The organism is Stenotrophomonas sp. PS02298 (genome assembly GCF_029959445.1).
Taxonomy (GTDB): Bacteria; Pseudomonadota; Gammaproteobacteria; order Xanthomonadales; family Xanthomonadaceae; genus Stenotrophomonas.
This window is the reverse complement of the sequence record NZ_JASCOR010000143.1, coordinates 1-11,343: the sequence shown is the minus strand read 5'-3', so window position 1 is coordinate 11,343 and position 11,343 is coordinate 1. Positions and strand designations below refer to the sequence as shown.

Below are 11,343 nucleotides of genomic sequence, written 5' to 3'. Positions count from 1 at the left end.
GAATCGCTCTTGCTTTGGCTGTTCGCTGTTGATTTGGCCTGGCCAGTGCGAATTCAGGAGCAAGCCAGAGCCAGAGCGATTCCCGCCTTCGCGGGAATGACGGCATGAAGCGAAGCCAAGGCCAAGGCCCAAGCCCAGAAACCAGCTCTTCCTCCCCTGAGAGCTACAATAGTCGGCTCCCCGCACGAAGTTCCGGCCTTGAAGAAGTCCGATTTCACCTATGACCTGCCTGAGGAATTGATCGCCCAGGCTCCCTTGGCCGAGCGTTCGGCCAGCCGTCTGCTGCTGGTCCCGCCGGCACCGGCGCCGTTCGACGACCGTCAGGTGCGTGATCTGGCCGGATTGCTGCAGCCTGGTGACCTGCTGGTGTTCAACGACACCCGCGTCATCCCGGCGCGCCTGTTCGGGCAGAAAGCCAGTGGCGGCCGCGTCGAGATCCTGATCGAGCGTCTGCTCGGTGGCCAACAGGCGCGCGCGCAGATAGGCGCCAGCAAGTCGCCCAAGCCCGGCAGCCGCATTCAGCTTGATGCCGGCGGCGAAGCCGAGGTGCTTGGCCGCGACGGCGAGTTCTATGTGCTGCGCTTTGATATCCCCGAATCGTTGGAATCCTGGCTGGTGCACGAAGGCCGCCTGCCGCTGCCGCCCTACATCCACCGTGAGCCCGGTGTGGACGACCGCGAGCGCTACCAGACGGTGTTCGCCAAGCAGGTCGGTGCCGTGGCTGCGCCGACCGCCGGTCTGCACTTCGACGAAGCGCTGCTGGCGCAGCTGCGCGAGCGTGGCGTGCAGTTCGGGCACATCACCCTGCATGTCGGCGCCGGCACCTTCCAGCCGGTGCGCGTGGATGATCTATCGCAGCACGTGATGCACCGCGAATGGCTCAATGTCGGCGCCGAGCTGGTCGAGCAGGTGCGGCGCACCCGTGCTGCCGGTGGCCGGGTGATCGGTGTCGGTACCACCGTCGTGCGAGCGCTTGAGAGTGCGATGCGCGAAGGCGAACTGCATCCCTACGCCGGAGAGACCCAGATCTTCATCACTCCGGGTTACCGCATCCGCAGCGTCGATGCGATGGTCACCAACTTCCATCTGCCGGAAAGCACCTTGCTGATGATGATCAGCGCATTTGCTGGCAAGCAGCGTGTTTTCGAGGCCTATGCACACGCTATCGCGCAGAAGTACCGCTTCTTCAGCTATGGCGATGCGATGCTGCTGTTCCCGGCGGGCGAGGGTGCGGCTGTTTGACGCAGTGCACGGACGGATCAGATGAGATAAGTTCTCATTTGATCCGTGTCCGGCCATCGTGGCCGGGACCGACGACCACTTCCGGAGTAAATCATGCGTCATCCGAAGCGTGCCGCCGGCCATCTGGCTGCCTTGTGTTCCCTCGTCCTGCTTGGCGCCTGCGCCAAGAGCGGTGACGCCCCCGCACCTGCTGCCGCATCGCAAGCAGGCACCACTGCTGGTGAGGTCAACCTCTACACCACGCGCGAACCCGCCCTGGTGCAGCCGCTGTTGGACGCATTCACCGCGGACACCGGCATCAAGGTCAATACGGTGCTGCTCAAGGACGGCTTGACCGAGCGTCTGGCTGCCGAAGGCGAGCGTTCGCCGGCCGACGTGCTGATGACGGTGGACACCGGTCGCCTGCTCGACGTGGTTGAAGCCGGCCACACCCAGGCGGTGAAGTCGCCGGTGCTGGAAGCGGCCATCCCTGCGCACTTGCGCTCGCCGGAAGGGCAGTGGTTTGCGCTGTCCCTGCGCGACCGCGTGGTCTATGCCGACAAGGATCTCGACCTGACCGGCTTCACTTATGAAGATCTGGCCGATCCCAAGTGGAAGGGCCGGGTATGCATCCGTTCCGGCCAGCATCCTTACAACACCAGCCTGTTCGCGGCGATGATCGCGCATGACGGCGCGGAGAAGACCGAAGCCTGGCTGCGCGGGGTCAAGGCGAACCTCGCTCGCAAGGCTGCCGGCGGTGATCGCGATGTTGCACGCGACATTCTTGCCGGCATCTGCGATATCGGTGTGGCCAACGCGTATTACGTGGGCCGCATGAAGAACGCCGAGGAAGGCTCCGAGCAACGCAGCTGGGGCGATGCCATCCAGGTGGTGCGGCCGGTGTTTGCCAGTGCTGCCGATACCGGAACCCACGTCAATATCTCCGGCGCCGCCGTCGCCCGTCATGCGCCCAATCATGACAACGCGGTGAAGTTGCTGGAATACCTGGTCAGCGACAGCTCGCAGAGCCTGTACGCGCGCGCCAACTACGAATACCCGGTGAAGCCGGGTGTTGCGCTTGATCCGGTCGTAGCCAGCTTCGGGCCGATGAAGGTGGACCCGCTGCCCTTGGCCGAAGTGGTTGCCAACCGCAAGCTGGCCAGTGAGCTGGTGGACAAGGTCGGTTTCGATAACTGAACCTTGCGGCTTCCTACGGGCCGGCGCCGTGCTTGCGGTGCCGGCCCGTTGTTTCGCGATGGATAGTGCTTGATGACGTGGCGATGGAATCCCTGGCTGCTGGGCGCGGTATCGGTGGCGGTGGTGATGCTGGCGCCGGTGCTGGGCTTGGCGTGGGCGGCGAGCGATGGCAGTGCCGGGTTGTGGGCGCATCTATCGGCCAATGTGCTGCCGACCGCGCTGTTCAATACCGGGCTGTTGTTGCTGGGCGTCGGCGTATTGGTCGTAGTGCTTGGTACGGGCAGTGCGTGGTTGGTGACGGCGTTTGCGTTCCCGGGGCGCAAACTGTTGAGCTGGGCATTGCTGCTGCCCTTGGCGGTGCCAACGTATATCGCCGCCTTCGCCTATCTGGACGTGCTGCATCCGCTTGGCCCGGTGCAGGGCCTTATCCGCGACCTGCTGGGCTATGACAGTCCCCGCCAGTTCCGCCTGCCGGATATCCGTCATCTGCTTGGCTGCATCGTGCTGCTGGGCTTCGTGCTCTATCCCTATGTGTACCTGACGACCCGCGCCTTGTTCATGACCCAGGCGGCGGGCTTGCTTGAAGCGGCGCGCAGCCTGGGGGCGACGCCGCTGCAGGTGTTCTGGCGGGTGGCGCTGCCGTTGGCGCGACCTGCAATCGCGGTAGGCGTGGCACTGGCCTTGCTGGAAACCCTCAACGATATCGGGGCCTCCGAATTCCTCGGCGTGCAGACCCTCACTGTTTCGATCTACACCACCTGGGTAAGTCGTGGCGATCTGGCCGGCGCGGCCCAGATCGCGCTGGCGATGCTCGCGGTGGTGGCCTTGTTGCTGACGCTGGAGCGCTATGGTCGGCGCCGGCAGCGCTACGCCAGCGTACTGCGGCCACGCCCGTTGCAGCCGCTGCAGCTGCGCGGCGCGCGTGGCCTGCTTGCGTTGCTGTTGGGGCTGCTGCCGGTGCTGCTGGGCTTTGTGGTGCCGGCGGCCTATCTGCTCTGGGAGGCGGTTGAGCGCCTGCAGGTTGCTGGTTTCTCGCCGCAGTTGCTGGTTGCGCTGTGGAACACCTTGCGGGTTGCCTTGTTGGCAACGGTTGTGGCGATGGCGCTGGGGTTGTTGGTCGCGTGGGCATTGCGGCTGGCGCAGGCGCGGCGGCGTAACGCCCTGGCAATGGCCAGCAGTTGCACTGCCACGCTGGGCTATGCGATCCCCGGCACGGTGCTGGCGATTGGCTTGTTGTTGCCGCTGGGCGGGGTGGATGCCGTGGCTAGCCGACTGCTGGTGCTGCTTGGCGGTCAGCCGCAGATGCTGTTGATGGGTTCGGTGACCGTGTTGGTGCTGGCGTATACGCTGCGCTTTCTTGCGGTATCGGTGGGCGGGATCGAGGCGGGCTTGGCGCGCATTCCGCTGTCGCTGGATCAGGCTGCAGCGAGTCTGGGCGAGGGTGCAACCGGTATGTTGCGACGGGTGCATCTGCCGCTGCTGCGCCCGGCCTTGGCCGCTGCCGCGCTGCTGGTATTCGTCGATACGATGAAGGAGTTGTCGGCCACCCTTGTGCTGCGGCCAATGAATTTCGAAACACTCGCGACATGGTTGTATGCCGAGGCTGCGCGCGGGACGTATGAAGAAGGCGCGGTGGCGGCCTTGTTGATTGTCGTCAGTGGCCTGCTGCCGGTGATCCTGCTGGCGCGCGCAGGCGCGGCTTATGGAGTTGAAGATGCACGTTGACGCACAGCTGCTATTGGAAGACCTGCATATTGGCTATCCCGTCGCGGGCGGTTTCAAACCGGTGGTGGAGGGCTTGTCGTTGCAGCTCGGTCGTGGCGAGATCGGATGCCTGCTGGGCGCGTCCGGCTGCGGTAAGACCACGGTGCTTCGCAGCATTGCCGGCTTTGAGCCGCTGCAGCAGGGCGGCATCGTGCTCGCCGGGCGGCAGCTGGCTGCGCCGCAGCGGGCGCTGCCGGCTGAGCAGCGCAGGGTTGGGATGATGTTCCAGGATTACGCGCTGTTTCCGCACCTGGACGTGGCGGCGAACATCGGCTTTGGTCTGCGTGGCCTGCAACGTGCCAAGCGGAAGGCCCGGGTCCAGGCTTTGTTGCAGTACGTGGGCTTGCCAGGCCTGGAGCTGCGCTACCCGCATGAATTGTCTGGTGGCCAACAGCAGCGCGTAGCGTTGGCGCGCGCGCTGGCGGCGGCACCGGACCTGTTGCTGCTGGACGAGCCGTTCTCGAACCTGGACGTGGATACCCGTCAGCGGCTGGCTGGCGAACTGCGTGACCTGCTCAAGGCGGCCGGCACCACGGTGCTGATGGTGACCCACGACCAGAGTGAGGCCTTCGCCATGGCTGATCGCATCGGCGTCATGCATGAAGGGCGCCTCCTGCAGTGGAGCAGCGCCCAAGCGCTGTATCAGGCGCCGCAGGATCCGTTTGTCGCCGGCTTCATCGGTCGCGGAGCGCTGATCCAGGCGGCGCAGCTCGGCATTGCTGGCGGCGGGCGGGTGCTGGTGCGCCCACACAGCCTGCTGCTGGACCCGGCCGCAGTACTGCGTGCGCGCGTCGAGGGCCTGGTGTTCCGCGGGCCGGGCAGCAGCGGCTGGGTGCGCTTGGCCGGTGGCGAGCGGCTGGAGCTGGATTTCGGCCCTGGTCAGTTGCCGGAGATTGGTGCCGAGGTCGGCCTGGCATGGCACGATCCAGCGCCGGTTCGCTTCCCCGACTGACTGTTCCGGGCCCAAAGTTCGCCCTGCAGGCCCATATCCGCGACAATTGGCGCAACTGACGCCTCAATGCTTCCATGTCCAGATTGCAGTTCAAGCTCCAGAACACCGATGGCCGCGCCCGCCGTGGCCAGCTGTCCTTCCCGCGCGGCACCGTGCAGACCCCGGCGTTCATGCCGGTCGGCACCTATGGCTCGGTCAAGGGCGTGCTGCCAGAGCAGGTGCGCGCGCTCGGGGCCGAGATCATCCTCGGCAATACCTTCCATCTGTACCTGCGCCCGGGCCTGGATGTCATTGCCGACCACGGCGGCCTGCATGGCTTTTGCCAGTGGAATGGCCCGATCCTGACCGATTCGGGTGGTTTTCAGGTGTTTTCGCTGGCGCATCGCCGCAAGATCACCGAAGAAGGCGTCACCTTCGCCTCGCCGACTGACGGTGCCCGGGTCTTCCTGGGCCCGGAAGAGAGCATGAAGATCCAGAAGGTGCTGGATTCGGACATCGTCATGATCTTCGACGAATGCACCCCGTACCCGGCCACCGAGCCGGTGGCGCGCAAGTCGATGGAGCTCAGCCTGCGCTGGGCACAGCGCAGCCGCAATGCACATGACGCCATGGGCAACGATGCGGCGCTGTTCGGCATCGTCCAGGGCGGGGTACATACCGAACTGCGCAGCCGTTCGGCCGAAGGCCTGCAGCAGATCGGCTTTGATGGCTATGCCATCGGTGGCCTGGCGGTGGGCGAGCCCGAGCATGAGCGCAATGCCATGCTCGACCACATGCATCCGATCCTGCCCGCTGACCGTCCGCGTTACCTGATGGGTGTGGGCCGGCCGGAGGACCTGGTCGAAGGCGTGGCCCGCGGCGTGGACATGTTCGACTGCGTCATGCCGACCCGTAATGCCCGTAATGGCCACTATTTCACCTCGTTCGGCACCGTTCGCATCCGCAATGCCAAGTACGAGCGGGACATGAACCCGATCGAGCCAGGCTGCGGTTGCCACGCCTGTACTGGCGGCTATACCCGCTCTTACCTGCGTCACCTGGACCGCTGCAACGAGATGCTGGCGCCGATGCTGGGCACCCTGCACAACCTGTTCTATTACGAAAAGCTGATGGCCGACATGCGTGCGGCCATCGAGGCGGGAACCTTCCTGGCCTTCCGCGAGTCCTTCTATGCAGCCCGGGGCCTGAGTGTCCCGGCGTTGTCTGGGGAGTAGCGGTCTTCACACGGTCCGGGACGTGCTCCCGGACGCGTGGCATACTTCACGGCTGACCCCGTTTCGCGGTTACTGCTGCAGGCCATCCGGCCTGCATGGGTGCCGCCCAACATCAAGGATTACAAAATGACTCTCATGGCTATCCTGCTCCCCGTCGCCCAGGCCGCTCCGGCCGCTCCGGGTATGGGCACCTTCCTGCTGCCCATCGCGCTGATCGCAGTGATGTACTTCCTGATGATCCGCCCGCAGATGAAGCGCCAGAAGGAACACAAGGCGATGCTGGAGAAGATCGCCAAGGGTGACGAAGTGCTGACCTCCGGCGGCATCGCTGGCGTGGTTACCGACATCGGCGACAACTTCATTACTGTGGAAGTGGCCGACAACGTCCGCATCCGCGTGCAGAAGGGCTCGGTCGGCAACGTCCTGCCCAAGGGCACGCTGAAGAACGCCGCCTGAGGCTGATCCCTTTCCGTCACGTCGTGACGCCGCACCGGCGTCGCGCAGGATCCTGCAATGCTTGAATTTCCGCGCTGGAAGTACTTCCTGATTCTGATCGTTCTGGCGGTCAGCGCGCTGTACGCGCTGCCCAATATCTACCAGAAGGATCCGTCCGTTCAGATCACCGCCAACCGTGGTGGGCAGATTGATGATGCGCTGCAAGAGCGCGTCAGCAAGGCGCTGGGCGAGGCCGGTGTCACCGCCAAGTCGGTGGAGAAGGAGGGCGAGAACAACCTGATCGTCCGCCTTGCTTCGCTGGATGCCCAGTCGCGCGCCAATGAGGTGCTGCGCGAGACGGCCGGCGAAAACTACACCGTCGCTCTGAACCTGGCCTCGACCGTGCCGGATTGGCTGGCCAATCTGGGCGGCAAGCCAATGGTGCTGGGTCTGGATCTGGTCGGCGGCGTGCACTTCGCTTTGCAGGTGGACCAGAAGGCCGCGGTGGACAAGCGTTTCGAAGCTTTCACCGAAGACGTGCGTACCACCTTGCGTGACAACCGCGTGTCCTACCGTTCGGTAGAGCGTCGCGGCGAAAGCGATATCGCCATCGCCCTGACCAACGCTGCCGATGCCGACAAGGCACGTGCGGCACTGGCCAAGGCACAGCCGACCTTCAGCTACTCGGTCAGTGGTGATCGCATCACCGCCACGGTGCCGCAGGCGGAAATGCTGCAGATCGCCTCCGGCGCCATCGAGCAGAACCTGACCACCCTGCGTAACCGCGTCAACGAACTGGGCGTGGCCGAGCCGATCATCCAGCGCCAAGGCGAAGACCGCATCGTGGTCGAACTGCCGGGCGTGCAGGACACGGCCGAAGCCAAGCGCATGATCGGTGCCACCGCGACGCTGGAATACCGTGCAGTGGTCGATGGCAACGCGCAGGATGCAGTGGATACCGGCCGCATCCCGCCGGAAGCCAAGCTCTACCGCGACCGCCGTGGCATGCCGGTGCTGTTGAACAAGCGCACCATCGTCACCGGCGACCAGATGGTCAAGGCGGCGACCTCCACTGACCAGAACGGGCTGCCGTCGGTCAGCGTGACGCTGAACAGCGTCGGTGGCCAGCGCATGTTTGATTTCACCAGCGCCAACGTCGGCAAGCCGATGGCCGTGGTCTACACCGAGCGGATTCCGCAGGTGACCATGGTCAACGGCGTGGAGCAGCGCAGCTTCCGGGTCAAGGAAGAAGTGATCTCCATCGCCAACATCAATGGCGTGTTCGGCAAGGAGTTCCAGACCACCGGCCTGGAGAAGACCGAAGCCGACGGCCTGGCCAAGCTGCTGCGTGCAGGCTCGCTGGCTGCGCCGATGGACTTCGTCGAGGAATACGTGATCGGCCCGAGCCTGGGTAAGGAGAACGTGGACCGCGGCGTCAAGGCAGTGGTGTTCTCGTTCATCTTCACCCTGGTGTTCTTCGCCATCTACTACCGCATGTTCGGCGTGATCACCTCGGTGGCGCTGCTGTTCAACCTGCTGATCGTGGTGGCGGTGATGTCGATGTTCGGCGCGACCATGACCTTGCCGGGCTTCGCCGGCCTGGCCTTGTCGGTCGGTTTGTCGGTCGACGCCAACGTGCTGATCAACGAACGTATCCGTGAAGAGTTGCGACTGGGCATGCCGGCGAAGAAGGCCATCGCGGAGGGTTACGAGCGCGCCTCGGGCACCATCCTCGACGCCAACCTCACTGGCCTGATTGTCGGTGTGGCGCTGTATGCGTTCGGTACCGGCCCGCTGAAGGGCTTCGCGCTGACCATGATCATCGGTATTTTTGCCTCGATGTTCACTGCGATCACCGTGTCGCGTGCTCTGGCGACGCTGATCTACGCCAAGCGCAAGAAGCTGAACTCCGTGGCCATCTGACGCGAACCTCTTCGCAGAAACCCGCACCTGACCGGTGCGGGTTTTCCAAGGAACTCCTTGCATGAAACTGTTTCCACTTCACATCGTTCCGAACGACACCAACATCGACTTCATGAGTCACCGCAAGCCGGTGCTCGCGATCATGGTGGTGTTGCTGCTGGCCTCGTTCGCCATCATCGGCTTCAAGGGCTTCAACTACGCGCTGGAGTTCACCGGCGGCACGGTCGTGCGTACGCATTTTGAAAAGAGCATCAACGCCGACACGGTGCGCGAGCGTCTGGAGAAGGCTGGCTTCGAGAACGCCCAGGTGCAGAGCGTCGGTGGCGGCAATGACCTGATGATCCGCCTGCCGCCAGATGGCGAGCACAACAATGCCGCCGATGCCGCACAGACGGTTGCCGAGAATGTCCGCGTTGCGGTGACTGCGGCGGACAACGTCGCTACCGTGCAGCCGGGCGAGTTCGTCGGCCCGCAGGTCGGCAAGGACCTGGCGATGAACGGCATCTACGCCACGCTGTTCATGGTCATCGGCTTCCTGATCTACATCGCTGCCCGCTTCGAATGGAAGTTCGCCATCGTCGCCAGCATCACCGCGTTCTTCGATCTGATCCTGACGGTTGCCTACATGTCGCTGCTCGGTCGCGAGTTCGACCTGACCGTGTTGGCGGGTATGTTGTCGGTGATGGGTTTTGCCATCAACGACATCATCGTGGTGTTCGACCGTGTGCGCGAAAACTTCCGCAGCCTGCGCGTGGAGCCGCTGGAAGTGCTGAACCGCTCGATCAACCAGACGCTGTCGCGTACGGTGATCACCGCGGTGCTGTTCTTCCTGTCCGCACTTGCGCTGTACATGTTCGGTGGCGAGTCGATGGAAGGCCTGGCCGAAACCCACATGGTAGGTGCCGTGATCGTGGTCATCTCCTCGATCATCGTGGCCGTGCCGCTGCTGAGCATTGGTCCGTTCAAGGTCACCAAGCAGGATCTGCTGCCCAAGGCCAAGGACGAGGAAGAGCTGGCCCGTCGTCCCTGACGGACTCGCACTGCCTTGCTGAAAAGCCGCGCCCCGCGCGGCTTTTCTTTTGCCTGCAATCCGCGCGGGGGGCAGGGCGGTCCATGCGGTGGCGTCGGTTGTTTTCGGTGCGGCAGCGCACTACGATCCTCCCGGTTCAGCGCGCAAACTGCTTGTGTTGCTGTCTTCTGTTTAGCCAACCGAGGTTTTCATGGTCATCAAACCGCGTGTGCGCGGCTTCATCTGCGTCACCACCCATCCGACTGGTTGCGATGCGGCGGTCAAGGAACAGATCGATTACATCAAGGCCCAGCCCAAGCTGGCCAACGGGCCGAAGAAGGTGCTGGTGCTCGGTGCCTCCACCGGTTACGGTCTGGCCGCCCGCATCAAGGCTGCGTTTGGCAGCGATGCCGCCACCCTTGGCGTGTTCTTCGAGCGCCCGGGCAGCGAGACCAAGCCGGGTACGGCGGGTTGGTACAACTCCGCCGCATTCGAGAAGTACGCACACCAGGCGGGTCTGTATGCGCGCAGCGTCAATGGCGATGCGTTCTCCGACGAGGTGAAGCAGAAGGTCATCGAGATCATCAAGGCTGATCTGGGTCAGGTCGATCAGGTGGTTTACAGCCTCGCTGCGCCGCGTCGCAAGCATCCCAAGACCGGCGAGATCATCAGCTCCACGCTGAAGCCGATCGGCGCGCCGATCACCTTGCGTGGCCTGGACACCGACAAGGAAGTGCTGACCGAAACCACGCTGCAGCCGGCAACGGCCGAGGAGATCGCTGGCACCGTGCAGGTCATGGGTGGCGAAGACTGGCAGATGTGGATCGACGCGCTGCTTGAGGCTGGCGTGCTGGCACCGGGTGCCACCACCACCGCGTTCACCTATGTCGGCGAGGAGATCACCCAGGCCATTTACTGGAATGGTTCGATCGGCGCTGCCAAGAAGGACCTGGACAACAAGGTGCTGGCCATCCGCGACAAGTTGCAGGGGCTGGGTGGCGATGCGCGCGTGTCGGTATTGAAAGCGGTTGTGACCCAGGCCAGCTCGGCGATCCCGACCATGCCGCTGTATCTGTCGCTGCTGTTCAAGGTGATGAAAGAGCAGGGTACGCACGAAGGCTGCATCGAGCAGCTCGATACCCTGTACGACATTCTGTACAACGGCCCGCAAGGCGGCGCCAACGCGGCTGACCACATCCGCCAGCAGTTGCAGGACGCGCAGGGCCGCGAGATCGCGCTGGTCGACGGCGAAGGCCGCCTGCGTGCGGACTACAAGGAAATGGCGCCGGAAGTGCAGGGCAAGGTACTGGAGCTGTGGCCGCAGGTGACCAATGAGAACCTGTACGAGATCAGCGACCTGGCCGGCTACAAGGCCGACTTCCTGCGCCTGTTCGGGTTCGGCATCGATGGCGTGGATTACGAAGCCGATGTGAATCCGGATGTGGCTATTCCGGGGATTGTTGAGGTCTGAGTTTTCGGTTTTTTGGATGAGAGAAGGCCGCGCTTTGCGCGGCCTTCTTTTTTTGCATCTCTAGCTAGGAGCTTCCCCTCACCCCAACCCCTCTCCCGCAGGCGGGAGAGGGGCTAGCAATGCTTCAGCTCGTAGTGGACTGAGCCCCTCTCCCGCC

Annotated in this window: 9 protein-coding genes; all 9 read left to right on the top strand. The window is 63.9% G+C overall.

Annotated features, from left to right (window positions below; all coding sequences use genetic code 11):
* Nucleotides 1-198 precede the first annotated feature (198 nt).
* The 9 genes from queA to fabV all read left to right on the top strand — a co-directional run bounded on the left by queA (nt 199) and on the right by fabV (nt 11,186).
* Nucleotides 199-1,242 (top strand): tRNA preQ1(34) S-adenosylmethionine ribosyltransferase-isomerase QueA, encoded by a 1,044-nt coding sequence (queA, locus tag QMX78_RS16975; protein WP_282271744.1) that lies wholly within the window; start codon nt 199-201, stop codon nt 1,240-1,242.
* A 93-nt stretch (nt 1,243-1,335) separates the two neighbouring features.
* Complete coding sequence (locus QMX78_RS16970) at nt 1,336-2,418, top strand: Fe(3+) ABC transporter substrate-binding protein (protein ID WP_282271743.1); 1,083 nt, start codon at nt 1,336-1,338, stop codon at nt 2,416-2,418.
* Nucleotides 2,419-2,490: 72 nt separating this feature from the next.
* Entirely contained in the window at nt 2,491-4,143 is a 1,653-nt protein-coding gene (locus tag QMX78_RS16965; RefSeq protein WP_282271742.1) for an iron ABC transporter permease, read from the top strand.
* Nucleotides 4,133-5,134 carry an ABC transporter ATP-binding protein gene (locus QMX78_RS16960; protein ID WP_282271740.1) on the top strand — a complete coding sequence of 334 codons (1,002 nt, stop codon included), beginning with the start codon at nt 4,133-4,135 and terminating at the stop codon, nt 5,132-5,134. The genes QMX78_RS16965 and QMX78_RS16960 overlap by 11 nt, the downstream gene beginning before the upstream one ends.
* Before the next feature lie 74 nt (nt 5,135-5,208).
* Nucleotides 5,209-6,348 (top strand): tRNA guanosine(34) transglycosylase Tgt, encoded by a 1,140-nt coding sequence (gene tgt / locus QMX78_RS16955; protein ID WP_282271735.1) that lies wholly within the window; start codon nt 5,209-5,211, stop codon nt 6,346-6,348.
* A 126-nt stretch (nt 6,349-6,474) separates the two neighbouring features.
* A complete protein-coding gene (yajC, locus tag QMX78_RS16950) occupies nt 6,475-6,804 on the top strand; it encodes a preprotein translocase subunit YajC (RefSeq protein WP_282271731.1) in 330 nt (109 codons plus the stop codon).
* Between the two features lie 57 nt (nt 6,805-6,861).
* Complete coding sequence (secD, locus tag QMX78_RS16945; protein WP_282271730.1) at nt 6,862-8,706, top strand: protein translocase subunit SecD; 1,845 nt, start codon at nt 6,862-6,864, stop codon at nt 8,704-8,706.
* 61 nt (nt 8,707-8,767) lie between these two features.
* The gene (secF, locus tag QMX78_RS16940) at nt 8,768-9,736 is read left to right on the top strand and encodes a protein translocase subunit SecF (RefSeq protein WP_282271728.1); all 969 of its coding nucleotides are present in this window, start codon (nt 8,768-8,770) and stop codon (nt 9,734-9,736) included.
* 190 nt (nt 9,737-9,926) lie between these two features.
* Nucleotides 9,927-11,186 (top strand): enoyl-ACP reductase FabV, encoded by a 1,260-nt coding sequence (fabV, locus tag QMX78_RS16935; RefSeq protein WP_282271724.1) that lies wholly within the window; start codon nt 9,927-9,929, stop codon nt 11,184-11,186.
* Nucleotides 11,187-11,343: the final 157 nt, after the last annotated feature.